The following is a 26,035-nucleotide window of genomic DNA, read 5'->3' as shown; positions in this document are numbered from 1 at the left end:
ACGGGGCTGGCATGAAACCGCAACCTGGGCTCCCGCGTCCAGACACCCCCCGGTTTCGCCATGCCGGAATAGCGATCCCCGGAATAGCGATCCTCCGAAGCCCGACAGCGGAACGGCCCGCATCCCGCGAGCGCCTTGAGCCTTGAGGGGTGCCAACCTGGAATCCAGTAACGTCCGTACCATGCCAGGGTGATCACATCCGGGGAAACAGCGCCGGCGAGTCCGTGTCCCGGCGACAACGCCAAGTCTCGCCGGTTTGCGGGTATAAAGGCGCCGGTGTGGGATTACAGCGCGCCGTTGTTCCGTTAAGATGCTGATTTGACGGGGCTATCCATGACGTCCAATATTTAGGAGTATTGGACATTTTGCATACCCTGGCAGACATCCATCTCAACGCCAGATCGACCTTAAGACGCATCCGATGAACGCCCGAACCCGATTTCCCGGCTTTCCTCTGTTCGATACCGCCGAACGGATTCATGAGCAGTCAGACCTTGAGCTGTACCCGGACCTGCGGGTGGCCTTGGCAACGCTTCCGATCGACCCCCAAAGCGCCCACGAGGACTTTGAGACCAGTCGCAGGTTTCTGGAGAAATACAGCGACGTATCGGGAACCTACAACCGCTTTCGCAGCGAGATTCAGCGATTCCTGAATTACACCTGGCTGATCGCGCGGCGCCACCTGCCCCAGGCGGACAGTGAACTGGTCAGCAGCTATTTCGCCTTTATAAAGACGCCCCCGGCCTCGTGGATCTCCAGCGGCATCTATCCGGCGTTCCGCAGCCAGAACGATCAACGGCGATCAAACCCGGACTGGCGCCCCATGGCGCATCGCGCCAGGGATGGCGCGGCGCCCTATGCCGTCACCCAGGCCAGCCTGAATGCCAGCCGCACGGCCCTGCAGACGTTTTTCAAATACCTGGTCGCCCGGGACTACCTGCCGAAGAACCCGTTACTGGATGTCCGTAAACGGGACCGAAAGGCAAAACCGAACCTGAACCAGAACCGGGACGTGGAGGTCCGGCGGCTGACGGACTGGCAATGGTCGTTTCTGCTGGAAACCCTGACCGAACTGGCCAGTCTCCATCCGAAATACGAACGGCATCTGTTCGTCATCGTGACCATGAAAAGCCTGTTCCTCCGGGTCAGCGAACTGGCTCCCCGTCCGGTTGACCGCGGCCAGATGCGGACCCCGACCTTCGGCGATTTCCGGCGCACGGTGGTCGACGGCGAACCCTACTGGGTCTACTCCGTGTTTGGCAAAGGCGACAAAACCCGTCAGGTCACGCTGCCCGACGCCTATCTCGCCTATCTGAAACGCTGGCGTCGCCACCTCGGGCTGACGTCGCCGTTGCCGGTGCCCGGGGAGTCCACCCCGATCCTGCCGTCCGGTAAGGGCAACGCCATCGGCAAACGCCAGGTCCAGCGAATTTACGAGCAGGCCATGGTGGCCACCGCCGAGCGGATGGAACGGGAGGGCTACGCCGACGAAGCCAAGCAGATGCTGGCCATCCGATCGGAAACCCACTACCTCCGGCATACCGGCGCCAGCCAGGCGATCGAGGCCGGTGCCGATATCCGGCACATCAGTGAAGAGCTGGGCCATGCCAACGCCACATTCACCGAGTCCGTCTACGTTAACTCGGAACAGGCCCGCAGACGAACCGAGGGACGCCGCCGTCAGGTATGACGGCGGCAGGCCCGTCACTCACGCTCGCGGAAGACACTTTCCCGACGCTCGCTGAGTTCTTTCACTTCGGTGCACAGTTCCGCCGTCGGTCTGGCCAGGAGGCGGGGTATGCCGATAGGCTCGCCGGACTCCAGGCAGTAGCCGAATTCACCGGTGGCGATCCGCCGCAACGCGGCATCGATCTTGGGCAGAAGCTTGCGTTCACGATCTACGATGCGCAGCGCCATTCGGGACTCCTCCTCGTATGCCGCGCGATCCGCCTCATCATTGTGTTCGGGCGGATTGGCCAGGGTTTGCTTGGCCGCCTCGATGCTGTCCATGGTGTCCTGGCGCAGCTGTTCCAGCAGGGCCTTGAAAAACGCGAGCTGGTCCGCGTTCATGTACTCCGACTCCGGGGCGTTCAACAGCTCTTCCCTTGTCAGCATCGCATCACCTCCAGGATGAGACTTCGTAATAGTGGCAAGGTCTCCCCTCTTCCAGACCACGTTGCCACCGGGTCGCCATAAAGGTTATGTTATAATATAACGTTTAAGCAAGGGCATCGCGCCTGACATAACTGTCGGCCAGGCATTCGGAGAAGACCTGTGACTGAACCATTGCAGCAAGTGACAAAGCCCCCGGTCACCGTCGAGGGCTCCCACGCGGAAACCCTGACCCGCATTTTCCAGGACGAGGTGAACTTGGCGGTATGGCGCCGGCCGGAAAACCCGCACTGGCGCCCGTTCACCCAGGCACTGATCGAACAGGCGGGCCATTTCGAGCGCTTCGCCAGCGTGGTGCCGGGAGAAGCCGTGGATGGCCTGCTGCCAGACTGGGCACGGGAACTTGCGGGCGCAGACCTCTGGCTGGACGACGTCAATCAGCTGGTGGAGATGTTCTGCTGCCTGTTTGAACCCCAGGCGGTCGGCGTCCGGCTGCACGTGGTCGACCGGCCCCTGTGTCCCCGCTTCCATACGGACCGGGTCCCGGTACGCCTGTTGTGCACCTACTCCGGCCCGGGCACCGAATGGCTGCCGGAACACCGGGTAAGACGCTCCGGCAGCGGTGGGCCACTGCCGGAGCAGGTGGTGGACGCAAGCGACATCCAGCACATTCCCGCCGGTGCGGTGGCTCTTCTGAAAGGCGAGGCGTGGATCGGGAACGAGGGCCGGGGTATCGTGCACCGCTCCCCTTGCCTGAACCCGGAGCCACGCCTGATGGTTGGTCTGGACTGGCTTTCGGACTGAGCGTCGATGTTCAGAACCGGTATTCGAGGGACGCGCCCACCATCCGCGGCTGCACCTTCAGCGGGTTGTCGACCAAACTGTTGAAGATCAGCGTGTCGGCGTCCGTGTCAAACAGGTTGTTGACGAACACTTTGCTGGTCACCGGGCCATACCGGTAGGTCAGCTGGGCATCCGCCACGGTATAGGCACCGATCTTCTCGACCCCGAGGTTGTCGTAATCGGAATAGTAACTGTCGGTGTGACGCACGTTGCCACTCAGCTCCAGGTTCGGCAGCCATTGGTAAACGGCACCCAGCGTAGCGGCGTAACCGGGCGCTCGGGGCAGCTCGTTGCCCTCGATCGCGGTGCTGTCGAAGTCTTGGACTTCGGTCCGGAGCAGAGACAGATTGGCGAACACCGTGAACGCCTCGACCGGCATCCAGCGCGAGCCCAGCTCGGTACCATAGCTGATGGCGCGGTCGGCGTTGCGGATGACAATATCGTTGGCCCCCACGTATTCAGGCAACTGCATGTCGCTGTAATCGTTGAAGAACAGGTTGGCGGTCAGCTCCAGCTGACCGTCCAGCAGCTCGTTCCGGGTATAGACTTCGTAGCTGATGACGGTTTCCCGGTCGTACTCATAGGGGTCAAAACTGGTAATGGTCAGGCCGGCGCCCCCGGCGTTATAGCCTTTGGCCACCTTGAAGCCCAGGGTCTGGCCGGCGTGAGGCTTCCAGGCCAGGTCCAGGCGCGGCAACAAGGCGGTGTAGGTTTCGTCGAAATCCAGATCGACGGACCGAGACGGATTTAACTGTACGTCCGCCGTACGCTGCCGGCGTTCCCACTCATAGCGCAGTCCCAGTGTCAGGTCCACGGTGTCGGTCAGCGGATAGGTCATTTCACCGAACGCGGATCGGGTTTCGGTGTCGTCGGTCATCGGCTGGCTGCCGGAGGCATTGATGTACGCCTCGTCGGCGCTGGCTTGGTAGTAGCGCACGCCCACCAAGCCGCTGACCGTGCTCCCCCGGCCGCCGAAATGCAGCAGCGGCTCCAGGTGGTACTCGTCACCTTCGGAGGTGAAGTCCGCCACCGTGTTCTGAGTCTGACGCTTGTACTCAAGGTCGGTGTAGGTGACGTTGTTCTCGAACCGGAGCTGGTCCGACAGCTGCCAGTCCACGTCCCAGCTGCCGCTGGTGGCATCGGTGGTGTAAACCGGACGGTATTCGTTGGCCTGGCTGGAGGGTGGATCGGACAGCTCGTACTCACCCTGGGGCCCCTGGGTTTCCATGTCGCTCAGGGTGATTCCGGTACTGAAGTCTGGCAGTGCCCCGGGTTCGTACTGCAACCGGAAACGGGTGGTGGTCACCTCCACGTCCCGGGCATCCCCCACCGGATCGTAGGTGGCCAGGTCGACATAACTCTCGCGCCGCTGCCGGTCCACGGCGAGCCGGAAGGCCAACTCGTCCTCCAGCACCGGGCCGGACACCATGGCGGCGGTTTGCCGGTAGCCCTGGTTGCCGATTCCGCCCTTCACTGCCCCTTCCCATTCGAAGCTGGGCGCGTTGCTTTCCATGACCACCGCGCCGGCAATGGCGTTGCGACCCTGGATATGGCTCTGCGGGCCCACGTAGGTCTCCACCTGGCGAATGTCCCAGAGTGAACGGGGCCCAAAGGCGATCTCGCTGTAGCTGAGCGAACGGCCATCCAAGGACACGTTCAGGCGCGGACGAACCCCTGCGAAGGTGGCTACGCCACCGATGGAGGGGCCGGAGCCATCCACTCCGCGAACCGCCGGCATGTGATTGCCGACGCCGGCATCGACCACCGCCGGATTCAGCTTCAGCAGATCGGAAAGCTCGGTCGCCCCAGGGGTCGATTCGATGCGTTCCTGGTCATATACCTCGACACTGGAACCGGTTTCGAAGAGGGTCCGCTCGACCTTTTCGCCGGTGACCGTAATCGATGGCAACAGGGTGGAAACGGAGCCGCCGTCGTCGGCCCGGGCAACCGCGGCGGAACCCAGCCCCAGGCCGAGCGCCAGTAGGGGCAGATACGCCGGTTTCCTGGCGGCGGCCGGACCTGGTATGGGCGAAAACACTGAGGGCATGCAGGCATCTCCTGTCAACGAACGTAACCCAAGAAAATGAGAGTGAGAATTTCTCGCATTCGCTCGGTGCGCCGCCACCCAAGGCGGTAAAAAAACCACCCGTATTGGAAAACGTCACACACCGGCCCTACTCCGCGTCTCCCCGGCAGGGATGCCCAGATGGTCGGCGAAGGTGGTTCCGGAGTAGTCGGTGCGGAACACGCCGAGCTCAACCAGCCGGGGTATCACTTCATCGAGGAACAGATGCAGGGATGCGTCGGAACCGCTGGGCAGGGCGACAAAGCCGTCGGCGGCCCCGGTGTTGAAGCGCTGCAGAATGCTGTCGACCGCATCCTCCGGCGTGCCCACCACCAGCCAATGGGACGAACCGATGACTTCCGGCCGGTCCAGCAGTTCGGCCACGGTCGGCTGTTCCCGGATCACCAACCGGCGCAGCAGGGCGGCGTGGGTCCGGCTTCGCACCGGCCGGTCCGGCTCGGGGAGAAGAGCCGGTATCAGGCGCTGGCCGGGAGCCATCCCCCGGACATCCACCCCCAGGGCTTCCTCAATGTAGGCGTATTTACGTTCGAGGTTCTGCCGTGCGTGGGTGTCCCGGTACAGCGCCTGGGCCTCGCTCCGGGTCCGCCCCAGGAACAGGTTGAGACCGGGGAGCACCTTGACCGAGTGCGGATCCCGGCCGTGCCCCCGGACCCGTCGGCGAATGTCCGACACCAGCTCGCGGCCGGCGTCCGGGTCCGGCGTCGCCGCGAAAATCGCGTCGGCGACCCGGGCGGCGAAATCCCGCCCCCGGTCCGAGGCGCCGGCCTGAAGAAACGGAATACGGCCGAAATCGGTCTCGGGAATGTTCAGCGGGCCCTTGACCCGGAAACACGGCCCCTGATGATCAATCGGCTGGATCAGCGAACGGTCCACATAGCGGCCGGACTGGCGGTCCACCACCCTCGCCTGCTTCGGATAACTGCGCCACAGGTCGCAGACCACCTGGGTGAATTCCATCGCCCGGTCGTAGCGGGCGTCTGCCCCGGGCATCGCATCGAGGCCAAAATTCTCGTGACCATCCAGGGCGGTCACGATGTTCCAACCGGCCCGGCCCCGGCTGATCCAGTGCAGCGACTGCAGGGCTCGGGCAACGTGATAGGGATGGTTGAACGTGGTGGAGGCTGTCGTCACCAGACCGATACGGGAAGTTTCCCGGGCCAGCGTGGCCAGCAACAGCGTCGGATCCAGGCCTGCCAATCCCGGCGACTGATCGAGCATGTCCGGTTTCAGGAACAAAGCATCCGGCCGGAACAGGAAGTCCAGTCGGGCCGCCTCGGCTTTTTTGGCGTAGTCGACGTAGAAATCGGTCAGGCAGATCTCCTCGGCGCGGCTGTCCGGCCGACGCCAACCGTTTCCCGCCAACCACGTGGTGGCCAGCGACAAGCCGATGCACAATTGCCTGTTCTTCTGCATGGTTCACTCCTTCAGAAAGCGTCCGTCATCCATTCGTCCGACGCTGGCAATCGGCAGCACCCATGGGCAGCCGGTCACCGGGTCGGTCTCGATCCTGGCGCGGATACTGAACACCCGTTCCACCAGCTCCGCCGTCAGAATCCGCTCGGGCGCGCCGGCGGCGACAATCTCTCCGGCCTTCATCGCCACCAGGTAATCGGCGTAACGGGCCGCCTGATTCAGGTCGTGCAAGACCATCACCAGAGTCCGGCCCTGCTCCCGGTTCAGGCGCCGGCACAGTTCCAGCACTTCCAGCTGGTGGCAGATATCCAGCCACGTGGTCGGTTCGTCCAGGAGCATGACCGGTGTTTCCTGGGCCAGCAGCATGGCCAGCCACACCCGCTGGCGCTGGCCACCGGACAGCTCTTCCAGGGTGGCGTCGGCCAGTGAATGCACGCCGGTGGCTTGCATGGCCTGGGCCACCGCCTGCTCGTCCGCGGCGGTCCACTGGCGCAGGAGGGTCTGGTGCGGAAATCGGCCCCGCGCCACCAAGTCGGCCACACAGATGCCGGCGGGGGCACTGGACGACTGGGGCAGCAGACCCAGGATGCGGGCCACCTCACGGGAACCGTAACGGTGGATCTCCCGGTCCCGGAGCAACACCTGCCCCTGCTCCGGCACCAACAGCCGGGACAGGGTCCGCAGCAGCGAGGACTTGCCGCAGGCATTGGGGCCAACGATCACGGTGATCTGCCCCTCCGGAATGGACAGGTCGAGCCCCTTGAACACCCGCCGGGATTCATAGGACACCGAGAGCGACTCTCCGCGCAGCACGGCCGGATGGCGATCCTCCAAGAACATATCCTCCCGTTTCATGGTCATAGGGTTCGGCTTCGGCTCAGCAGCCAGATCAGGTACAGCCCGCCGACCACACCGGTCAGGCGCCCGATGGGCAATGACACGCCAAGCGGCAGGACGTGGCCGATCAGATCGGCGATGACCATCAGCAGGGCCCCCATGGCGGCGGCCACCATCACTGGCAGACGACCGGCCGGTGTCAACCGCCCGGCCAGCTGTGGCGCCGCCAGGGCAATGAAGGCGATGGGGCCCGCAGCACCGGTTGCCAAGGCCGCCAGAATCACCGCGCACAACACCATCACCAGACGCACCCGCTCCACCCGAACCCCGAGCTGGGCGGCCAGGTCGTCGCCCATTTCCACCAGGCTCAGCTGCCGGGCCAGCAGCACAATCACCGGGATCAGAAGGATGCAGCCCAGCATCACCGGCACCACATGCCCCCAGTTACGGGCGCTCAGGGAGCCGGCCAGCCACAGGTTGGCCATGATGGCGTTGTCCAGCGCCCCCTTGGCCAGCATCAGTCCGTTCAGAGCACTGAGAATGGAGCCCATGCCAATGCCCACCAGAACCAGGCGATAGCTGCCCACCACCCGGCGGCGCGCCGCCAGGGCGTAGACCACCACCGCCGTCAGCAGCCCACCGGCCACCGCCGCGACCATGACGCCGGCGGCACCCGAGCGGAAAAATACAATCTGGACAATGGCACCGCTGGCCGCCCCCGTGGTGAAGCCGATGAGGTCGGGTGAGCCCAGGGCATTGCGGGACACCGACTGAAACACCGCGCCAGAAACCGCCAGTGCGGCACCGACAAACACCGCCGTGAGGCCGCGGGGCAGCCGGATGTCCAGGAGAATGCGACGAGCCATGGCATCCGGGTCGGTCCCGGCCAAAATCCGGACAATCCGATCCGGCCCGATCTCCACCTGGCCCACCGACAGGGAAACCAGCAGCCCCGCCAGGGTCAGCAGCGACAACACCGTGGCGGCAGCCATCGAACGGGGACACAGGCGCAGGGAACACCGTCCGGGCGCCCAGACCCATACAGACGACCGCAGCCGGCTCATAGGTGCAGCAACCTCCGGCGTCGGGCCATGGCAATGAAGAACGGACCGCCAATCAGCGCCACCATGATGCCGACCCCCACCTCGCCGGGGTGAATGACCAAACGCCCTAGAATGTCCGCGAACAGGGTCAGAAGCGCGGCCAGCAAGGCCGTGCAGGGCAGCAGGCGATGGTGATCCGGGCCGGCAAGGCCCCGGGCGAGATGGGGTGCGGCGAGGCCCACAAAACTGATGGGACCGGCCGCGGCGGTGGCGGCGCCGGCCAGCAGGACGATGGCAACCGCGGCCAGCAGCCACACCAGGCGTGGTCGCAGGCCCAGCGCCCGGCCCAGATCACCCCCCAGCGCCATCAGATCGAGAGCACGGGCAAGGTAACCGGCCAGCACCATCCCAGCGAGTACCAACAGCCACAAGGGCAGCAGCAACGGACGCCCCCGCCCCTGCAACGAACCCACGGCCCAATGCCGGAACTGGTCGAACACCGGATCCTGGCTGTTGATAATCAAGATCTGGGCCAGGGCCATCAGCATCACCGTTACCGCGGCACCGGCCAGCACCACCCGCACGGGGTTGATGCCCTGCCTGAGACCGCCGAGCAGGTAAACACCCACACTGGCCAGGCCCGCGCCGACACACCCCAGCGTGAACTGGCCGGCCATGCCGGAGACACCCCCCAGGGCGATGCCCGCGACAATGGCCAGGGCCGCACCCGCGTTGATTCCGAGCAGGCCCGGATCGGCCAGAGGGTTGCGCGTCACCGCCTGCATGATGACACCGGCCACGCCAAGAGCACCGCCCACCAACACCGCCACCAGGGTGCGGGGAAAGCGGAGCTCTCGCACCAGCAGGTGATCGCTGATGCCGGGATCAAACGCGAGGAAGGCGTCCAGGATTACAGCCACCGGGAGCCCCCGGGCGCCCACGCCAAGGCTCACCAGCATCAGCAGGAGCAGCCCCCCTCCGGCAGCCAGCAGACCGTATCCCGTCCCCGGGGAACGGCGCCTGCGCAGGGTGCGGCCCGTCATCGGCCGAACCTGGCCAGCATGCCGTCGATGATTTCGAGGCTGCTGAAATAGTCGATCCGGAACGAATGAACGCCCAGGCCATACACCTGCCCCGACCGCACCGACGGCAGGTTCGCCAGCACCGGATCGTGCAGAAAATCCGAGACCCCCCGGTCATCGACACGGGTCAGGAAGGTGGTGGGGGCGGTCAGTCGGGTCAGGTGCTCGTACTGAGCACGCACGAAATCCGTGGCGTCGCCCATACCCGGGCTGTGCCAGGTCGGGTCCGGTTCCTCCACCTCGAACCCCAGAGCCGTCAGCAAACGGCCATGGACCCCGTCAGCGGTCGCCACCGGGTTACTCATCCCCGGCCCGTTATAGCTGATGATGTTGACCTGGCCGGCTGGCCGCACCAGCCGCGCCTTTGCCGCCTCCAGACGCTGATTGAATGCCTCGATCAGCTGCTCGGTCTGCCGTTCCAGCCCGGTGGCCTGTGCCAGACGCGAGGCCAGCGCCTGCCAGCTCTGGTTGCCGTAATCCACCAGGATGGTCGGCGCGATGGCGCGCAGGTCCGGAAGCAGATGGCCGACCGAATCGGCGCCGGAGACCGACACCACGATCAGGTCCGGAGCCACCGTCAGAACCGCCTCCAGATCCGGCGCGCCGGCGGACCAGAGCCGGGCAACCTGACGCGCCCGGGCGATGGCCTGCCACTGGCCGAAGAAGCGGCCGTCCGCGGCGGCAGCGCTGGCAACCACCGGAGCATCGATGGCAAGCAGAGTTCCCGTCACCGTGACCGAGGTGGACAGGATGCGTTGAGGCCGGGCCGGGATCGGCGTCACCGAGCCGTCGGCGTTGACGAATGTCCGCCATACCGGGGCTTTGTCGGTCGAAGCCCTTGGCGGCTCCGGTGAATCGCCACAGGCGGTGAGCGCGGCGGCCATCAACAGCAGGTAAACCAATGTGAGAAAAGGGGCAAACGGCATCCCGGATTCCATCATGAACGGTGTCACAGGGGGCAGCCGGGAACTGTCGCCCAACGGGCGGGAAACACGCCACCCGAAGGGGGAATTTTTCTGACGGAAAACGGAAAGTTAGTGCCCGCGGCCGGTTTCAGAGGGGCGATAGCCGAAATGAGTCCGGAACGCCGCGGCGAAGTGACTGGGGTTGGAAAATCCCACCTCCAACGCTGCCTGCTGGACGGTATAACCCTGACGGGCCAACAGGTGGCGAGCATGTTCCATACGCAGGGAGCGCACGTACTGGCCAATGGTCATGCCCACGACATCCTTGAAGCCGGACTTGAGGTAGCACTCATTCATGCCGACCCGGCTGGCCAGCTGAGTGATCGTGGGTGGGCAGCGCCACTCGGCATGGAGAATGTCCTGGGCCTCCCGGATCTGCCGTTTCTGCCGGGCATGGCGGCGTTCAGCCGCCGTCATGCCATGGTCATCACCGGCCCGGAGCAGAAACGCCAGCAGGCCCAGGGCCAGGGACTCGTATTCCAGCCGCGCGCACAGACTGCTGGTGGAGCAACGCAACATCTGCTGCGCCAACCGGTGAAGGGCCGGTGTAATCGGCGCGTAGCGGGCACACATTCCTTCGCCTTCCGCAAACCGGTGGCGCAGTGCCTGACGGATGGACTCGGGTGCCTCGTCCTTCCAGGCTTCCACCATGTGCTCGGGCAGGTCCAGGCCGATGCCCGTCATCTTTTCCCCCTGGCAATGGCGTGTGGTCACCGAAGCCAGATGGCCGCCACTGACCCACACCGAGCCTGCGCGGATGCGGTTGGAGAGCTTCGGATGCGGGAGTTCCACCTCATAGCGGCCGGCCAGCACCACGCTGAAACCGAGGGTCCGGCAAACCTGGGAATAATGGCTGGTCAGAGGCCGGGAGAAGGCGCAGTCCTTGCGGCTGATCACCAGGCCGCTGGGCAACTCGATGGATTCCAGATAGCCCTCGCCCAGCGGCGGCGTCAGTGACAGATGGGCGTGGCTGGCATAGGGACTGCGGGACACGGACGCCAGGGGGCGGACCGGTTCGGACAGGGATTTCGCCAGCTGATCACCAAACTGCTGAATACCTCGGGCAACGCCACGACTTCTCCCTGTCGAGGCCGGAGTTTCAACCTCAAGCATCACGCGCACGCCTTAAATGATAATGAATCTTATTGTATTTTGTCTGATGCCCCCGTGGTTGGCAAGGCGAACCGCCTTTGAGAGAATGCCCTGGCCCAGGGCAATGGTAATGGTCCATCCCCCTTCCGTTATGTTATAACGTCGGCAGACAACGGGCGTACCCAGACACAGACGGCGATGGCAACTCACGATCGATTTCCCCTCCTGCACAAAATCCTTTTGCTCCTTGGCGTATCCGTGCTCGTTGGCGCCGCCTTCCTTGGCACGCCGGACCGTTCCAGCGCCTACTCCATCGATCCCGCCACGGTCACCGGCACGGAAACGCCCGACCTGGCCCTCGCCGCCGCAGACGATCACGGCCATCCCCAACCTGAACAGGCGGTGGCGGAGCCCCAGGAGCGCGAGGAGGTCTACCGGGTCGAGCCCGGCGACACGCTGAGCGCCATCTTCGATGACAAAGGCATTTCGGTTCAGGTGCTGCACCAGCTCCTGGCCGCCGACGCCGAATACCTTGCCCTCGAAACCCTGCACCCCGGCACCGACCTGACCTTCAGGTTCGACCCGGAGGGCACACTCGAGGAACTGACCCTGCACCTGGACCCGGCCCGGAAGGCCGTGTTCTCACGCCAGGAAGACGGCACCTTCGCGTACCAGCAGATCGAAACGGAGACCCACTGGGTCCTGAATGTGCGCCAGGGAACCATTCACCGGAGCTTTTTTGCCTCCGGCAAGCAGGCCGGACTGACCGACCGGCAGATCGAGGAAATCAGCCATCTGCTGAAATCGAAAATCGACTTCCGCCGGGAAATCCGGGAAGGCGACCGGTTCGCCGCGCTGATCGCCTATGAGTGGACGCCCGAGCAGGAAACGGGCCGCTACCATATCGATGCCGTATCCTTTACCCGTGGCCGGCACACCTACAACGCGTTCCTGTACACCGACGGCAACTATTACGACGAAAACGGCGAGAGCGTTCTACCCGCATTCCTGCGCTGGCCGACCCCCCCGGCACTACCGGGTCAGCTCCCCCTTCAACCCGGCCCGGGTGCATCCGGTCACCGGCCGCAGGACGCCCCACAACGGAGTTGACCTGGCAACCCCGGTTGGCACCCCAATTCTCAGCACCGGTGACGGCATCGTCACGCGCATTGGCAACCATCCGTACGCCGGCAAGTACATCAACATTCGCCACAACGGCTCCCTGTCCACCCGCTACCTGCACCTGAGCCGGGTGCTGGTGAAGAAAGGGGAACGGGTCCACCGCGGCCAGAAAATCGCCTTGTCCGGCAACACCGGGCGCACCACGGGGCCGCATCTGCACTTCGAACTCCACATCGATGGCCGGCCGGTCAACCCGCTCACCGCCGACATTCCCACCGCCACCCGAGTCCCGGCCGATGCCCTGGCCTCGTTCAACTCAATGGTCCACGAGCGGCTGGCCTACCTGCAGGACCCGGGCAAACTCGACACCCTGTACGCCAGCGCACCGTCCAATACCGGTCCCGAGACCGGCGAAAAAACCGTGACGCGCTGAGGGCCCCAAGGGCCCTCATTCCGCCGCACCGCCCTCCGAGTCCCAGCGTTCCACGTCCCGCCGTGCATCCTCCAGAAACTCTTCCACGGTTTCTCCTGGCAGCAGCAGCTGCTTGCGGATCATGGCGTCGCGCCATTTGGTGTCGGCAAAGATGCAGCGGTAGTGGTTCGGGAACTCCACGTACAGGCGCTTGAAGTATTCCCGTGCCAGCACAGTGTTCTCGCCACCCCGGCGGGAGTGCAGCACAGCCATGTTGTAGAGGGCGGCCGCGCGGACGCCCTCGGGCTGAGCCGGGTCCCGGTAGAGGGTGTCCAGCCGCTCCAGAACCTCGTTGAAACCGCTCAGGCGGTACGTCTTGATAATCTCCACCGCCGAGTCGATCACCCGGTCCTCGCCGTTCCGGCAGGGTGAGTCGGCGTGGTCCCGGATGTACTCATCCACCTTCGCCTCCACCTCATGCTGGTACGCGTATTTCTGCTTCTGCTCGTAGATGATGCCCGTCCCAACGGCCGTCTCGATGGTTCCTGGCATACAGCCGGAAACAAGCGAAAACATAGAAAAAACAATAGGTAAAATAAAATAGTTAACTCGATTTCTGGAAATCCGAATTCCCTTCATTGTGGTGGTCCTTGCTCGGGCTCGTCGAATGTCATGGATCATTTTTTGGCGTATTAGAGCATGATCATCCGAGGCATAACGTGAGGCCGGTAGGAAAACCGGTCATTCCAGCGAACAGCGGATCCGGTCGATGAGCCATTCCATGAATACCTTGCCAGGCAGGCCGCTGCCCAGACCCTCTGCGCCCAGGCGCAGGCACTCGGCGGCCAAGCCGTGGCCCGGCCCCTGGATACCGGCAACCCGTCACACGTCCCGGCGTTCCGACAACGACTGATCGCGACTGTTCAACAGCACTGGCAGCGCGATACCATAGATGCCCTCGTGAACAATGCCGGGGGCATGTGAAAGGGCCCTACTTCCTGACCCAGGCACTGCTGCCGGTACTGGCCGACGGCGCCTCGATCGTGAACGTGTCCGGCGGCATGGTCCGGGACAACCCCGAAGATCACCGGATGGTGTCGTCGGTTACCGCGCTGGGGCGCCCGGGTGAAGCTGGGGACATCGGCGCGGCGATTGCCGCCCTGTTGAGCGATGACAACCGGTGGGTCACCGGCCAGCGGATTGAGGTGTCCGGGGGCCTGTTCCTCTAAAGCCGTCAGCCGTCGGTCTTGTTCGCGTCTCGTTAATTAGCTTGCTATGGAGATTCAATGTCAGAAACTGCGCGCACCCCGACAGTCGCCCCGGTACAGGCCCTCGTTATCCAGATCGTGCTTGCCCTGGGCGGATTCGCCATTGGCACCGGCGAATTCGTGCTGATGGGGCTGATGCCGAACGTCGCTGCCGACCTGGGCGTGACTGAGCCCCAGGTCGGCCACCTGATCAGTGCCTATGCCCTGGGGGTGGTGGTGGGCGCTCCCATTCTGGCAATCCTCGGGGCGCGTTTTTGCCACAAGTACCTGCTGATCGCGCTGATGGCCTTCTACGCCCTGGGCAATCTTGCCAGCGCCGTGGCGGGCCACTACGGCATGCTGCTGGGTTTCCGGTTCATCGCCGGCCTGCCCCATGGCACCTACTTCGGCGTGGCGGCCTTGGTGGCCGCCTCACTGGTGCCGGTGAACCAGCGCGCCAAAGCGGTGAGCCGTGTCATGATCGGGCTGACGCTCGCTTTGCTCATCGGCAACCCCCTGGCCACGGTGATGGGACAGAATCTGGAGTGGCGCTACGCCTTTGCCTTTGTCGGCCTGATCGCGCTGATTACCGCCATTGCCGTCTATCGGGTGGTGCCGGTCAACCAGCAGGAGGAGCGGCGCTCGCCGATGGCGGAGATCCGGGCGTTCGGGCGCCGTGAAATCTGGTATCCGCTGGCGATCGGGGCCATCGGTTTTTCCGGCATGTTCTGTGTCTTCAGCTATCTTGCACCGACGCTGCTGGAAGTCACCCACGTGTCCGAGGGCTGGATTCCGGTGGGCCTGTTTGTATTCGGGCTGGGCGGGTTCGTTGGCAACATTCTGGGCGGCTGGATTTTCGACCGCCTGCGTTTTCGCGGCGTTGGCGGGTTGCTGGCCTGGGCCGCCGTCATGCTGGCGCTGTACCCCATGGCAACCGACAACCTGTGGTTGCTGCTGGCGATGTGTTTCCTGGTGGCTCTGATGGTGGGGCTGGGACCGGCCCTGCAGACCCACCTCATGGACGTGGCGGAGGGCGCCCAGACGCTGGCGGCCGCCTCCCATCATGCCGCGTTCAATGTCGCGAACGCACTGGGTCCCTGGCTGGGCGGCATGGCCATTGGCGCCGGGTTCGGCTGGGAATCCACCGGCTTTGTCGGCGCCGCCACCGCCCTGGCGGGCCTGCTGATTTTCGTCATGGCCTGGCGCCAGCTGGCAACAACCGGCGCCCAACAGCCGACCTAGCCCACGGCAATCACGAACCGCGGGTGAGCGTGGCGTACAGCTCGTCCTTGAGCTGCGCCCGCCACGCCTTGAGCCGGTGCATCTTGTCATCGCCGATGGGCGCGCCCCGTCGCTCCAGCCCCTCGATTTCCTGATCCAGCTCCGAGTATCGGGCCAACCGTTCCTTGAACCTGGGGTCGCTGGCCTTGAGCGCCTCGATCCGGTCGTGGAATTCGGGAAATTCCTTCTGCAGCTGGTGGCTGGAAATGCCCATGGTCCTGGTCCTCTGGTTGGCCTGTGAATCGGAGCGCGGGGCTCACATTCCAGCATAGTCGACGTGCCCGGTTTCAGGGGGTCTTTGACAAATCGCTAATAACCCTCCGCGGAGTCCAGCGTATACGATGGAGGCCTGCGTCGATTCCAGACCCATTGAACATGCAACCCGAGGAATGAACAGAATGACCTACGCCCGCATTGTCGGCACCGGCTCCTACCTTCCAGAGAAAGTCCTGACGAACAAGGATCTGGAGTCCATGGTGGACACCACCGACCAATGGATTCGCGAGCGGACGGGCATTGCACAACGGCACATCGCCGCAGACGGACAGACCACGGTCGACCTGGCCGAGCGCGCTGCCTGGCGGGCACTGGAAGCCGCCGGCATCACCCCCGGCGATATCGACCTGATCGTGTTTGCCACCACCACTCCGGACAAGGTGTTCCCGAGCTGTGCCTGCATCCTCCAGGCGCGCCTGGGCATCCATGGCTGTCCGGCCTTCGATGTCCAGGCGGTGTGCAGCGGCTTTGTCTATGCCCTCTCGGTGGCCGACAAGTTCATCCGCACCGGCAGCAGCCGACGGGCCCTGGTGATTGGCGCCGAGGTGTTTTCCCGGATCATCAACTGGCAGGATCGAGGTACCTGCGTCCTGTTCGGGGACGGTGCCGGTGCGGTGGTGCTGGAAGCCAGCGAGGAAACCGGCATTCTCTCCACACACCTGCACGCCGATGGCCAATATGAGGAACTGCTGCATGTCCCCTGTGGCATTGCCGATGGTTTCGACCGGGTCAAGGCGGGCGAGGCGTTCGTGGAAATGAAGGGCAACGAAGTGTTCAAGGTGGCGGTGAACACTTTGGGCAAGATTGTCGACGAAACCCTGGCGGCCAACGGCATGCAAAAATCCGATGTGGACTGGCTGGTGCCACACCAAGCAAACCTGCGCATCATTTCCGCCACCGCCAAGAAACTGCGATTGCCGATGGACCGGGTGGTGGTAACCGTAGACCGGCACGGCAACACCTCCGCCGCCTCCATTCCGCTGGCGCTGGACGCTGCGGTCCGGGATGGCCGCATCCAGCGCAACGAGGTGCTGCTGCTGGAAGCCTTCGGCGGCGGTTTTACCTGGGGCTCGGCGCTGCTCCGGTACTGACCGGAAAGATCCTCATATTCCCCGAATGCATATTTTAATCGCGCATTAAACTTTTTAGTTCTTAAAAATCTTTGCTAGATTGCGGGCTTATTCACCAGCAGAGGATGGCTCGCATCATGAAAAAATTCTTCCGCGGCGTCGCGCTGGCCGCTCTTGTGACCGTACAGCCGGCATGGGCGGCCGATCGCGAGCTGCTGAACACCTCCTACGACATTGCCCGGGAACTGTTCGCTGCCTACAACGAGCAGTTCCAGACATACTGGCAGGAAAAAACCGGCGAAACGGTGACCATCAAACAGTCCCACGCCGGCTCCTCGAAGCAGGCGCAGGCCATCATTCAGGGGCTGAAAGCCGACGTGGCCACGTTCAACCAGGTCACCGACATTGACATCCTCCATAGCCGCGGCCACCTGATTCCGGAAGACTGGGCGAAGCGCCTGCCCAACAACAGCTCGCCCTACTACTCCACCATGGCGTTCCTGGTTCGCAAGGGTAACCCCAAGCACATCGACAACTGGGACGACTTGGTGCGGGACGGTGTCGAGCTGGTCATGCCCAACCCGAAAACCTCCGGCAATGGCCGCTACACCTACCTGGCAGCGCTGGGCTATGCCCAGGATCGGTTTGGGGATGATCAGGACGCCATCGATACCTTCATGGCCGACCTGCTGCGCCACGTCAAGGTGTTCGACAGCGGCGGCCGGGGCGCCACCACCACCTTTATCGAACGCGGCATCGGCGATGTGCTGCTCACGTTCGAGTCCGAGGTTCTTAACCTGGCGGACCGGTTCGACAACGGTGAATACCAGGTGGTGACACCGAAGGTCAGTTTCCTGGCCGAATTCCCGGTGACCTGGATTGACGAGTACGTCAAGCAGAACGGTACTGAAGATCTGGCCAAGGCCTACCTCGAGCACCTGTACAGCGAAGAAGCCCAGCGCCTGCTGGCCAGCTTTAACTACCGGGTCCACGATGCCACCGTCCAGGCGGAAACCCGCGACCGTTTCCCCGAAATCAAGCTGAAGTCGATCGAGGAGATCGCCGGCGGCTGGGAAAACGCGATGAAGACGCATTTCGCCAGTGGCGGCAAACTGGACCAGCTGCAGCGCCGGCGCTGAGATCCCGCCGTGTCCCAGTCCGCAAGTCGCGCCATCGGGCGGCCCCTGGTGGGCCGCAGCAAACGGGTTTTGCCGGGGTTTGGCTTAAGCCTCGGCATTTCACTGCTGTTCGTGAGTCTGGTCCTGCTGTTGCCGGTGACCGGGCTCGTCGTTGAAACCTCCGGCATGAGCTGGGATCAGTTCTGGTTCGTGATCACCGACCCTCGGGTGGTCGAATCCTACAAGGTCACTCTCTGGACTGCGCTGTCGGCATCACTGTTCAACGGCCTGTTCGGACTGCTTCTGGCCTGGGTGCTGGTGCGCTATGACTTTCCGGGCAAACGCCTGGTGGACGCGGTGGTTGACCTGCCCTTTGCCCTGCCCACCGCCGTCGCCGGCATCACGCTGGCCACACTGTTCGCCGAAACCGGCTGGTACGGGCAGCTGCTGGCCCGTCTGGGCCTCGAAGTGGCCTTCACGCCCTTGGGGATCGTGGTGGCCATGGCTTTCACCAGCATTCCCTTCGTCGTGCGCACGGTACAGCCGGTACTGGAGGAGATCGCGCCGGAAGACGAGGAAGCGGCCATGAGCCTCGGCGCCCGTGACGCCCGAGTGTTCCGTAAGGTGCTGTTTCCGGCGCTCTGGCCGGCCATCGTTACCGGCGTGGCCCTGTCCTTCACCCGCAGCCTCGGGGAGTTCGGCGCCATCATCTTCATCGCCGGGAATACCCCCTACGTCAGCGAAGTGACCAGCCTGATGATTTTCGTGCGCCTGCAGGAATACGACTACGCCGCCGCCAGTGCCATCGCTTCGGTGGTGCTGATCACCTCGCTGACCCTGCTGTTCCTGATCAACCTCTGGCAGAGCCGCTACCTGCGGCGTCTGGAAGGGAGGCGCTGAGATGCGAGCCCATACCGCTCACCGGATAGCCAGCGCCCCCTGGATTCGCCGTACCCTGATCAGCCTTGCCCTGGTCATCACCGTGGTGATGCTGGTCATTCCACTGGTGGTGATCTTTGCCCAAGCCTTCAGCACCGGCTGGCAGGCCTACATGGACAACCTGGCCGACGAATACACCCTGCACGCCATCGGGCTGACGCTGTTCGTGGCGGCATTGACCGTGCCCATCAACCTGGTCTTTGGCACGGCCCTGGCCTGGGCAGTAACCCGCTTCCGGTTTCCCGGTCGCAAGCTGCTGATCACGTTGATCGACATCCCATTCGCGGTATCTCCGGTGGTGGCCGGGCTGCTCTATCTGCTGCTCTACGGCCGCAACGGTTGGGTGGGGCAGTGGCTGGGCCAGTATGACATTCAGCTGATGTTTTCCTGGCCGGGCATCGTCATGGTCACGGTGTTCGTGACCTGCCCGTTCGTGGCCCGCGAGCTGATTCCGCTGATGCAACAGCAGGGCAGCGAAGAAGAAGAGGCGGGGGTGGTCCTGGGCGCCTCCGGCTGGCGTATTTTCCGCCGGATCACTCTGCCCAATATCAAGTGGGCACTGATTTATGGCGTGGTCCTGACCAACGCCCGGGCGGTCGGCGAGTTCGGCGCGGTATCGGTGGTTTCCGGCAACATCCGCGGCCAGACCAACACCCTGCCCCTGCACGTGGAACTGCTGTATCAGGATTACAACGTGGTAGGCGCCTTCGCCAGCGCCTCGCTGCTGGCGGGCATTGCCATCCTGACGCTGGCGGTGAAAGGCGCCGTGGAATGGCGTCAGTCCCGAATAAAGGCGAATGCCCCGGACGAGGAACCGAAACCATGAGTATTGTTGTCGATGGAATCAGTAAATATTTCGGTAACTTCCAGGCGTTACACGATGTTTCACTTGAACTCCCCGAAGGCAAGCTGACCGCCCTGCTCGGGCCGTCGGGTTCCGGCAAGACCACCCTGCTGCGCATCATTGCCGGCCTGGAGTCGGCTGAACGCGGACGCATCCTGTTCAATGGCCAGGACGTGACGGCACTGCACGTGCGGGACCGCAACATCGGTTTCGTGTTCCAGCACTACGCGCTGTTCCGCCACCTCACCGTGGCCCAGAACATCGCCTTCGGTTTGGACGCCCTGCCCCGGCGCGAACGCCCCTCCAAACCGGAGATCCGCAAGCGGGTGGCGGAGCTGCTGGAGATGATCCAGCTGCCGCACCTGGCCAACCGCTATCCCTCCCAACTGTCCGGAGGCCAGAAACAGCGGGTCGCCCTCGCCCGCGCCCTGGCCACCCAACCCCGTATCCTGTTGCTGGATGAGCCGTTCGGCGCCCTCGATGCCCGGGTGCGCAAGGACCTGCGCCGGTGGTTGCGCGCCCTGCACGACGAGTTCCACTTCACCAGCGTGTTCGTCACCCATGACCAGGAAGAGGCCCTGGAGCTGTCTGATCAGGTGGTCGTGATGAGCCAGGGGCGGGTGGAACAGGTGGACGCGCCCGCAGCCCTCTATGCGCGCCCGGACAGCCGGTTCGTGTTCGACTTCCTGGGCCATGTCAATGTCCTGTCCGGGCGCATTCAGGGCCAGGTCCTGCGCCAGGGTGAGGCCTGGGTCCGGTTGCCGGGCCAGCCGCCGGAGCAAGACGCCCAGCTCTACCTGCGTCCCCACGAAGTCCGGCTGGTGCCCAAGCCCACGCCCCACGCCTGCCTCCCCTTCACCGTGGAGGCGGTGAGCCTGATTGGCGCCGAAGTCCGGGTGGAATTGAGCCCGGCCGGCTGGGAAAGCGAGGAGATCTGGGAAGTCGGCATCAGCCATGGTGAGTTTGCCCGCCAGCCGCTGGCCCGGGGCGATCGTTGGTACGCGACGCCCGATGTCGGTCACCTGTTCCTGGCGCACGCCGAGAAGCCGGACACCCTGCACTGGGAGCCGGCTCATTATCTGGAGGCGGCGGGCTCAGGCATCTGACAACGGCACCAGTTCACCGCTGTCGTCCAGACGAAACAGCCAAAGCCAGCGGTTGCGAACCAGAGCCGACACATCCGGGTGGGCCGCGACCGCCCGCCGGATGGAGTCCTCCGGGGCATCCACCACCACGTTCAGGCGCAGCGGTTCATGCCGCCACAGGCGGCCGTCGTGCAGGGACTGGATCGGTAAGCCGATCCTCAGATCGGTACCGTTGCCCTCCACGACGCCGAGGTGTCCGCCCACCACCGAATGCAGCAGCTTGTTGCCGGCGCCGTACACCTCCGGGTTGGTCATGGATGCGAAATACTGCAGATTGATCCAGTTCGCCACGATCATCGGCGCGGACAGCAGCCGGGTCAGCACCTCGGCGTCCGGGTCCTGGTCGGCGTCGTAGTCATGCAGGAAACAGCGTCCCTTCAGGTTGATGCCCCGGGTCCGGTGGCGTTGCGCGAACACGATGGCGGCGTTACCCGCCAACCCCCACTCGGGTCGGACTTCGGCCCAGTTGCTGGTGCGCCGTGTCATCGCCGCCAGCAACGCCTCGTCATCAAGACCGTTGAGCCCCAGGGTGCTGGCACGCTCCCGGCGTGCTGCACGCCCCGCCTCGGCGAACGCCTGTTCCAGCTCCTGCAGGCGGAGCAGATGGGAATCGGGCACCTGATCCCGGTCCAGGATCCGCACTTGGTCGGTCACGGTACAGTGCTCCGCCGCCAGGACCCAGCAATGGTCCGGCAACCGGATACCGCGCTGCCGAAGACCGGCCCGAACGGTGCGGTCGTTCAACAGGTTCGCCGCGGCCCGGGCATTGGCGCCGCCGTTCTTGCCACAGCAGGCACCGCAGGCCAGGCCGGCCTCGTTCGGGTTGTTATCGGTGTGACTGCCATGCCCAACCAGCACCAAAAGACTGCCAAAGTTCCGGGTCAGTGACATGCCGCGCAGCACGGACTCGGCCAGTGCGACCCGCTCCGGATCACTCAGCGGGTCGCCGCCATGCAGGTGGCACAGGCGCCCTTCTCGCTGCGGTGAGGCATCGGTCTCGAGCCGGGTCCGCTTGCGCCCCAGGCTGTCCTTGACCAGTTTCCAGGCCCAGGCCAGGCCGGTGGTTTCCACCAGGGTGAAGGTGGACAGACTCGAATACTTGGCCCGGCGCACCGAATCCCGGGTGGCCTCTTTCTGATCAAGGCGCTGGCCCAGACGCAGGTCCTGCTCCAGGTTTCCGGTGGACTCCACGAAACGATAGGTCGGCGCCATCAGCCCCGGCAGCCGGGGAGAATCCCCCTCGGGGCCCGGCACACGGTGACTGATGGGCATGCCGAAGAAGCCGGCAAAGCCGAGCGTCTGAATGCCCGGCCGGCCCTCTTCAAGGTGCCGCCGGAACACTTCCGAGCGCACGTCGATACAGAACACGGCCTGAATCGCCGGCACCTGGACCGCCAGCTCACCGTCCCGGGGAACCGGCGCCCGAGTGGCCAGTTTGCCGCCGAACTCCCGCAGCCAGGCCAGCTCGTAGGCCCGGTGCCAGAGCCACAAACCGGTGAGGTCGCCGTCGCGCTCCCGGGACTGGGCAAACGACGCCCAGCGTCGTTGCCAGGCAGCCTTCTGCTCGGTACCCAGTGCCGACAGAGTCAGCGCCTCGAGCACCAACCAGGCAGTCAGCAGTTCCGCGCACAGGCTGGAAGCCCGGCCTTCGAGGCCGGCGCGCCAGTCTTCTCCTCGGCACCAGGAGGCCCAGCCCAGCAGGGCGTGCAGCAGGCGCCGGGCCAGGGCATCCTGGGCTTCGGACGCCAGCGGTATCGACGACAGTGCCCACTCGGCAGCGCTTGGCCAGGCGTCCGGCAGGTCCGCCAGCGCGGTGCGAAGGTCAGCCAGCCCGAGCTGTTTTTCCAGTGAGCGGTCACGGCGCGCCTGCCGTAACCAGGCCGAGAACAGACCGTCGTTGTCGGCCCGGCCCGGCCACCGGGCCTGGCGCCGATCGAAATAGCGGGCGCAGAAACGCCCCAGGTGATCCCGGGCACTGGCCAGCGGCGTGACACCATCGCCGGAGGGAGGCAGAAACTCCAGCGAGGAATACACCTGGCGCTCCGGTTCACCGGCGCTGGTCAGCATCGCCAGCCACGCCTTCGGGGAATCGGGGGGTGTCACCGCCAGCTCCCGTGCCGCTTGGTACAGATCCGACTCCCGGATGCGTCCGCTTGCAAAGGCGCTCCGGTAAAACGAGGGCGGCATCAGCATACCGACACCGGCCTCGCGCCGCAGTCGCCGCGAGGCCGCTTCCATGGGCAGCCGGCGCAACCCCCACCAGGGGTTGACGGCAATCCAGCGATCCAGGGGCCAGATCGGCGCGATGCTTTCACACAGTTCAGTCAGCCGTTTCCCGGCGTCGTTCACAGGCGCCGCCAGGGGAAGGTTCAGTTTTACCGTCATGATTGCTCTCCTGCCGGAAACGGGTAGGCATCCCGTTCATGCTGCCGACCGGCCGGACCGGCCAGGGCCTTGCTGGCCAGGCGGCGCGTCAGTCGTTCAAAGGGTTGGTCCAGATTCAGGCCGGTGGCGAATCTCGCCTGCCAGGGCACCAGCCAAGCACGGGTGCCGGCGAACACCACCAGCGCGGACAGCCCCAGCAGGACGCCGAGCAGACTCCAGGCCACGACACTGGCCCAGGTCGGCAGCGAAATCTCGGCCCCCGGCTGGAACACCAGGCCCAGCACGGCATGCAGCGCGCCATACACCGGCACCAGCGCCAGGGCCATCAGGGCCACCCAGCCCCGGGTTCTGCGATTGGCGCCGTGGGGAATCGCCAGTACCGAGGCGATCACAGCCAGCACCAGCACACCTCCGAGCACCGGCCGCCCCTCCACCAGGCCCGGCCAGAGCCAGAGCAGCCCCGAGCCCACGACGCCGCTGGCCAGAGCCAGCAGCACAGTCGCCACGCCCGGGGTGGTTTCCGGCGCGTAGCAGGCCGACACCTTGACCGTGCGGCCGCAGGCAAGGAACGAGTGCGCCTTGTAGAGGGAATGCGCCAGCAGGTGCAGAAACGCCAGCGTATAGGCCCCCAGGGCGATCTCGAACAGCATGAACCCCATCTGGGAAACCGTTGACCAAGCCAGCGCATGCTTGACGGAGGTCTGGGTCATCATGGTGATCACCGCGACCACCAGGGTGATGCCCGCCACCACCAGCAACAGGCCGTGCCCGGGGGTAAACACCGGAAATGCCGGATGCAGTCGCAGCCACAGGAATCCCCCCAGGTTGATCACCCCCGCATGCAGAAGCGCGGACACCGGGGTCGGCGCCTCCATGACCCGGATCAGCCAGCCGTGGAACGGAATCTGAGCACATTTGAGCAGCGCGGCCAGCGCCAGCAGTACCGAAGCCCATGCCAGGTCGACCGGCAATTCCAAAGCCCCCTGAGACGCGGGCTGGAGATCCGGCAGCCGGAAGCTGCCATAGTGGTGCCCCAACAGCAGGACGCCGGCGATCACACACACATCGCCCAGGCGACTGGCGATGAACTTCTGGGCGGCCGCCAGCCGCGCCTCGGAGCGCTGCGGATAGAGCGTCAGCAACTGGTGCAAGGCCAGGCTGACCCCGATCCAGGCGCCGGCCAGCACCAGCAGATGGTCGGTCATGATCAGCAGCAGGACGCAGGCCAGTGTGGTCAGGAACCAGGGCAGGAAGGTGTTCCGGGCGGGATCGCCGCGCAGGTAATCCGATGCGTAACGGAGGATGACCCAGCCGATGAACGCCACCATAAGGGACATCCACACCGCCAGCCCGTCCGGATACAGCCCAAACCGTGCGCCGGATTCGGGCAAGCCCAGTTCAACCAAGCGGCGGTCGACCCACAGCAGAACACCAATCATCAGGGAGACCGCCAGGATGGCAAGCAGCAACCGTTCGGTGAAGCGCCAGGCATACGCCAGCTTCCGGCCGTTCCGGCTCCAGTTGCTGAACAGGGCAATGGCGAACAGGGCCAGCGGCAGGCTCAGCCAGCCTATCAGCAGGGGGGGGGTCAGTAAGGTCAGGCTTGGGGTCATGGTGTCACTCCGGTCACAACGCCCCTTTACTCTGCCGGGTGTGATTCATAATTTAAAATGGTTTATAAGTATCAAATCGTTCACTTAAACAGAACAAAAGGAAGTCCCCCGTGAAACTGAACTACCACCACCTCTACTACTTCTGGACCGTGGCCCGCCTCGGGCACCTCACCCGGGCCGCCGAATCGCTTCATGTGTCCCAGTCCGCGCTGTCCGGACAGATCCGGAAGCTGGAGGAAAGCCTCGGGCACGACCTGTTCATCCGGGAGGGGCGCCGACTGAAACTGTCCGAGGCCGGGCGGGTGGCGTTTGGCTATGCCGAGGAGATCTTTCGCCAGGGAGAGGAGCTGGCGGCCCGTTTCCGTTCCGGTGCCCAGGCCAACCGGGAGGTTCTGAAAATCGGCGCGGTGGCCACTCTGTCACGGAATTTCCAAGAGGGCTTCCTGCGGCCGCTGCTGGGGCGCAGGGACCTGGAGCTGAAACTTCAGAGTGGCAGCCTGGATGACCTGCTGCGGCGCCTGTCGGCCCACCGGCTGGATCTGATTCTGTCCAACCAGCCGGTCACCGGCGACGAGGAGCATCCCTGGCGCTCGCGCCGGCTGGCCCGGCAGCCTGTCAGTGTGATCGGCCCGCAGGGCGATGGCGGCGCTGTGGAAATGCCCCGCTTCCTGCACGGCCAGAACCTGATCGTGCCCGGACCGGACAACCACATCCGGCAATCCTTCGACCAGTTCTGCGAGTACCACGGGATCTATCCCAACATCATCGCGGAGGTGGACGACATGGCCATGATGCGGTTGTTGACCCGGGATTCCGGACACTTCGCCGTACTGCCGCCGGTGGTGGTGCGAGACGAGCTGCGACAAGGGGTCCTGAGGGACTACGGCGCCCTGCCCGGCGTGTATGAGGAGTTCTACGCCATCAGCATCCGCCGCCAGTTCCAGCCGGCCCTGGTGACCCAGCTGCTGGCCCAGCCCGCGGAGGAACTGCTGACATTGCAGACCGGGTGAACGTTCCCGCCCGTGGCAATGGCACGAAACAACATGCCCCGGTTACCGGCACCCCCGTATACTCGGGTCCGGAACCCACAACAACAGGAAACAGCAGGAG

The 26,035-nt window shown here is 64.5% G+C and carries 24 protein-coding genes; 12 read left to right on the top strand and 12 right to left on the bottom strand.

All coding sequences use genetic code 11. From position 1 onward, the window contains the following. The first annotated feature begins 421 nt into the window (after positions 1 to 421). A complete protein-coding gene (locus tag BTO32_RS07380; RefSeq protein ID WP_076723981.1) occupies positions 422 to 1,690 on the top strand; it encodes a tyrosine-type recombinase/integrase in 1,269 nt (422 codons plus the stop codon). A 14-nt stretch (positions 1,691 to 1,704) separates the two neighbouring features. On the opposite strand, the gene dksA is transcribed toward BTO32_RS07380, so the two are convergent. Next, a complete protein-coding gene (dksA, locus tag BTO32_RS07375; protein ID WP_076723980.1) occupies positions 1,705 to 2,115 on the bottom strand; it encodes an RNA polymerase-binding protein DksA in 411 nt (136 codons plus the stop codon). A gap of 159 nt (positions 2,116 to 2,274) precedes the next feature. On the opposite strand from dksA, the gene BTO32_RS07370 reads away from it, so the two are divergent. After that, the gene (locus BTO32_RS07370) at positions 2,275 to 2,916 is read left to right on the top strand and encodes a DUF1826 domain-containing protein (protein WP_139339037.1); all 642 of its coding nucleotides are present in this window, start codon (positions 2,275 to 2,277) and stop codon (positions 2,914 to 2,916) included. Positions 2,917 to 2,926: 10 nt separating this feature from the next. Here the strand turns inward: BTO32_RS07370 and BTO32_RS07365 are convergent, their stop codons facing one another. The 7 genes from BTO32_RS07365 to BTO32_RS07335 all read right to left on the bottom strand — a co-directional run bounded on the left by BTO32_RS07365 (position 2,927) and on the right by BTO32_RS07335 (position 11,494). After that, positions 2,927 to 5,002, bottom strand: coding sequence for a TonB-dependent receptor (locus tag BTO32_RS07365; protein ID WP_084206801.1), 2,076 nt, complete (start codon positions 5,000 to 5,002; stop codon positions 2,927 to 2,929). 114 nt (positions 5,003 to 5,116) lie between these two features. Next, the gene (locus BTO32_RS07360) at positions 5,117 to 6,454 is read right to left on the bottom strand and encodes an NtaA/DmoA family FMN-dependent monooxygenase (protein ID WP_076723978.1); all 1,338 of its coding nucleotides are present in this window, start codon (positions 6,452 to 6,454) and stop codon (positions 5,117 to 5,119) included. A 3-nt stretch (positions 6,455 to 6,457) separates the two neighbouring features. Then, positions 6,458 to 7,288, bottom strand: a complete 831-nt coding sequence (locus tag BTO32_RS07355) for an ABC transporter ATP-binding protein (protein ID WP_245820295.1) — start codon at positions 7,286 to 7,288, stop codon at positions 6,458 to 6,460. A gap of 23 nt (positions 7,289 to 7,311) precedes the next feature. Further along, complete coding sequence (locus BTO32_RS07350; RefSeq protein ID WP_076723977.1) at positions 7,312 to 8,355, bottom strand: FecCD family ABC transporter permease; 1,044 nt, start codon at positions 8,353 to 8,355, stop codon at positions 7,312 to 7,314. Next, positions 8,352 to 9,377: a FecCD family ABC transporter permease gene (locus BTO32_RS07345; RefSeq protein ID WP_076723976.1), complete on the bottom strand. Its 1,026-nt coding sequence runs from the start codon at positions 9,375 to 9,377 to the stop codon at positions 8,352 to 8,354. Before BTO32_RS07345 ends, BTO32_RS07350 begins: the two co-directional genes overlap by 4 nt. Continuing rightward, the gene (fepB, locus tag BTO32_RS07340; protein ID WP_217697009.1) at positions 9,374 to 10,342 is read right to left on the bottom strand and encodes a Fe2+-enterobactin ABC transporter substrate-binding protein; all 969 of its coding nucleotides are present in this window, start codon (positions 10,340 to 10,342) and stop codon (positions 9,374 to 9,376) included. The genes BTO32_RS07345 and fepB overlap by 4 nt, the downstream gene beginning before the upstream one ends. Positions 10,343 to 10,450: 108 nt before the next feature. Next, positions 10,451 to 11,494, bottom strand: coding sequence for a helix-turn-helix transcriptional regulator (locus BTO32_RS07335; RefSeq protein WP_076723975.1), 1,044 nt, complete (start codon positions 11,492 to 11,494; stop codon positions 10,451 to 10,453). A gap of 237 nt (positions 11,495 to 11,731) precedes the next feature. On the opposite strand from BTO32_RS07335, the gene BTO32_RS07330 reads away from it, so the two are divergent. Both BTO32_RS07330 and BTO32_RS17700 read left to right on the top strand, forming a co-directional pair. Then, on the top strand, positions 11,732 to 12,583 hold the full coding sequence (locus BTO32_RS07330) for a LysM-like peptidoglycan-binding domain-containing protein (RefSeq protein WP_175618646.1): 852 nt from the start codon (positions 11,732 to 11,734) through the stop codon (positions 12,581 to 12,583). Next, the gene (locus BTO32_RS17700) at positions 12,540 to 13,028 is read left to right on the top strand and encodes a M23 family metallopeptidase (protein WP_175618645.1); all 489 of its coding nucleotides are present in this window, start codon (positions 12,540 to 12,542) and stop codon (positions 13,026 to 13,028) included. Before BTO32_RS07330 ends, BTO32_RS17700 begins: the two co-directional genes overlap by 44 nt. 15 nt (positions 13,029 to 13,043) lie before the next feature. Here the strand turns inward: BTO32_RS17700 and BTO32_RS07325 are convergent, their stop codons facing one another. Continuing rightward, the gene (locus tag BTO32_RS07325) at positions 13,044 to 13,559 is read right to left on the bottom strand and encodes a hypothetical protein (RefSeq protein ID WP_139339034.1); all 516 of its coding nucleotides are present in this window, start codon (positions 13,557 to 13,559) and stop codon (positions 13,044 to 13,046) included. A 428-nt stretch (positions 13,560 to 13,987) separates the two neighbouring features. Here BTO32_RS07325 and BTO32_RS18065 point away from each other — a divergent pair, with 428 nt between their 5' ends. Both BTO32_RS18065 and BTO32_RS07315 read left to right on the top strand, forming a co-directional pair. Then, complete coding sequence (locus BTO32_RS18065) at positions 13,988 to 14,236, top strand: SDR family oxidoreductase (protein WP_076723973.1); 249 nt, start codon at positions 13,988 to 13,990, stop codon at positions 14,234 to 14,236. Positions 14,237 to 14,293: 57 nt separating this feature from the next. After that, positions 14,294 to 15,496: an MFS transporter gene (locus BTO32_RS07315; protein ID WP_076723972.1), complete on the top strand. Its 1,203-nt coding sequence runs from the start codon at positions 14,294 to 14,296 to the stop codon at positions 15,494 to 15,496. Positions 15,497 to 15,506: 10 nt separating this feature from the next. Here the strand turns inward: BTO32_RS07315 and BTO32_RS07310 are convergent, their stop codons facing one another. Further along, positions 15,507 to 15,749, bottom strand: a complete 243-nt coding sequence (locus tag BTO32_RS07310; protein ID WP_076723971.1) for an HP1242/YdcH family protein — start codon at positions 15,747 to 15,749, stop codon at positions 15,507 to 15,509. A 184-nt stretch (positions 15,750 to 15,933) separates the two neighbouring features. Between BTO32_RS07310 and BTO32_RS07305 the strand changes: the two genes are divergently transcribed. The 5 genes from BTO32_RS07305 to BTO32_RS07285 all read left to right on the top strand — a co-directional run bounded on the left by BTO32_RS07305 (position 15,934) and on the right by BTO32_RS07285 (position 20,888). Further along, on the top strand, positions 15,934 to 16,902 hold the full coding sequence (locus BTO32_RS07305; protein WP_076723970.1) for a beta-ketoacyl-ACP synthase III: 969 nt from the start codon (positions 15,934 to 15,936) through the stop codon (positions 16,900 to 16,902). Positions 16,903 to 17,018: 116 nt separating this feature from the next. Beyond that, the gene (cysP, locus tag BTO32_RS07300) at positions 17,019 to 18,020 is read left to right on the top strand and encodes a thiosulfate ABC transporter substrate-binding protein CysP (protein ID WP_245820294.1); all 1,002 of its coding nucleotides are present in this window, start codon (positions 17,019 to 17,021) and stop codon (positions 18,018 to 18,020) included. 45 nt (positions 18,021 to 18,065) lie between these two features. Next, complete coding sequence (cysT, locus tag BTO32_RS07295; protein ID WP_217904817.1) at positions 18,066 to 18,899, top strand: sulfate/thiosulfate ABC transporter permease CysT; 834 nt, start codon at positions 18,066 to 18,068, stop codon at positions 18,897 to 18,899. Between the two features lies 1 nt (position 18,900). After that, complete coding sequence (cysW, locus tag BTO32_RS07290; protein ID WP_076723967.1) at positions 18,901 to 19,764, top strand: sulfate ABC transporter permease subunit CysW; 864 nt, start codon at positions 18,901 to 18,903, stop codon at positions 19,762 to 19,764. Next, positions 19,761 to 20,888 (top strand): sulfate/molybdate ABC transporter ATP-binding protein, encoded by a 1,128-nt coding sequence (locus BTO32_RS07285; RefSeq protein WP_076723966.1) that lies wholly within the window; start codon positions 19,761 to 19,763, stop codon positions 20,886 to 20,888. The genes cysW and BTO32_RS07285 overlap by 4 nt, the downstream gene beginning before the upstream one ends. On the opposite strand, the gene BTO32_RS07280 is transcribed toward BTO32_RS07285, so the two are convergent. Both BTO32_RS07280 and BTO32_RS07275 read right to left on the bottom strand, forming a co-directional pair. Further along, on the bottom strand, positions 20,877 to 23,312 hold the full coding sequence (locus BTO32_RS07280; RefSeq protein ID WP_076723965.1) for a DUF2309 domain-containing protein: 2,436 nt from the start codon (positions 23,310 to 23,312) through the stop codon (positions 20,877 to 20,879). The two genes, BTO32_RS07285 and BTO32_RS07280, sit on opposite strands and share 12 nt — an antisense overlap. Next, a complete protein-coding gene (locus tag BTO32_RS07275; protein WP_076723964.1) occupies positions 23,309 to 24,925 on the bottom strand; it encodes an NADH-quinone oxidoreductase subunit L in 1,617 nt (538 codons plus the stop codon). The genes BTO32_RS07280 and BTO32_RS07275 overlap by 4 nt, the downstream gene beginning before the upstream one ends. A 110-nt stretch (positions 24,926 to 25,035) precedes the next feature. Here BTO32_RS07275 and BTO32_RS07270 point away from each other — a divergent pair, with 110 nt between their 5' ends. After that, positions 25,036 to 25,935: a LysR family transcriptional regulator gene (locus tag BTO32_RS07270; RefSeq protein WP_076723963.1), complete on the top strand. Its 900-nt coding sequence runs from the start codon at positions 25,036 to 25,038 to the stop codon at positions 25,933 to 25,935. The last annotated feature ends 100 nt before the right edge of the window (positions 25,936 to 26,035 follow it).

Origin of the sequence: Marinobacter lutaoensis, from assembly GCF_001981305.1 — a bacterium.
Lineage (GTDB): Bacteria > Pseudomonadota > Gammaproteobacteria > Pseudomonadales > Oleiphilaceae > Marinobacter > Marinobacter lutaoensis.
The sequence above is the reverse complement of the archived record's forward strand: the minus strand, read 5'-3'. Positions and strand labels throughout refer to the sequence as shown.

Bases quoted from the DNA above. Each gene is read 5' to 3' on its own strand.
- cysW (WP_076723967.1), top strand. From the start codon at position 18,901: ATGCGAGCCCATACCGCTCACCGGATAGCCAGCGCCCCCTGGATTCGC.
- BTO32_RS07285 (WP_076723966.1), top strand. From the start codon at position 19,761: ATGAGTATTGTTGTCGATGGAATCAGTAAATATTTCGGTAACTTCCAG.
- dksA (WP_076723980.1), bottom strand. From the start codon at position 2,115: ATGCTGACAAGGGAAGAGCTGTTGAACGCCCCGGAGTCGGAGTACATG.
- BTO32_RS07380 (WP_076723981.1), top strand. From the start codon at position 422: ATGAACGCCCGAACCCGATTTCCCGGCTTTCCTCTGTTCGATACCGCC.
- BTO32_RS07275 (WP_076723964.1), bottom strand. From the start codon at position 24,925: ATGACCCCAAGCCTGACCTTACTGACCCCCCCCCTGCTGATAGGCTGG.
- BTO32_RS07315 (WP_076723972.1), top strand. From the start codon at position 14,294: ATGTCAGAAACTGCGCGCACCCCGACAGTCGCCCCGGTACAGGCCCTC.
- BTO32_RS07360 (WP_076723978.1), bottom strand. From the start codon at position 6,454: ATGCAGAAGAACAGGCAATTGTGCATCGGCTTGTCGCTGGCCACCACG.
- BTO32_RS07345 (WP_076723976.1), bottom strand. From the start codon at position 9,377: ATGACGGGCCGCACCCTGCGCAGGCGCCGTTCCCCGGGGACGGGATAC.
- BTO32_RS07350 (WP_076723977.1), bottom strand. From the start codon at position 8,355: ATGAGCCGGCTGCGGTCGTCTGTATGGGTCTGGGCGCCCGGACGGTGT.
- BTO32_RS07280 (WP_076723965.1), bottom strand. From the start codon at position 23,312: ATGACGGTAAAACTGAACCTTCCCCTGGCGGCGCCTGTGAACGACGCC.
- fepB (WP_217697009.1), bottom strand. From the start codon at position 10,342: ATGCCGTTTGCCCCTTTTCTCACATTGGTTTACCTGCTGTTGATGGCC.
- BTO32_RS07310 (WP_076723971.1), bottom strand. From the start codon at position 15,749: ATGGGCATTTCCAGCCACCAGCTGCAGAAGGAATTTCCCGAATTCCAC.
- BTO32_RS07325 (WP_139339034.1), bottom strand. From the start codon at position 13,559: ATGCCAGGAACCATCGAGACGGCCGTTGGGACGGGCATCATCTACGAG.
- BTO32_RS07335 (WP_076723975.1), bottom strand. From the start codon at position 11,494: ATGCTTGAGGTTGAAACTCCGGCCTCGACAGGGAGAAGTCGTGGCGTT.
- BTO32_RS07365 (WP_084206801.1), bottom strand. From the start codon at position 5,002: ATGCCCTCAGTGTTTTCGCCCATACCAGGTCCGGCCGCCGCCAGGAAA.
- BTO32_RS07305 (WP_076723970.1), top strand. From the start codon at position 15,934: ATGACCTACGCCCGCATTGTCGGCACCGGCTCCTACCTTCCAGAGAAA.
- cysP (WP_245820294.1), top strand. From the start codon at position 17,019: ATGAAAAAATTCTTCCGCGGCGTCGCGCTGGCCGCTCTTGTGACCGTA.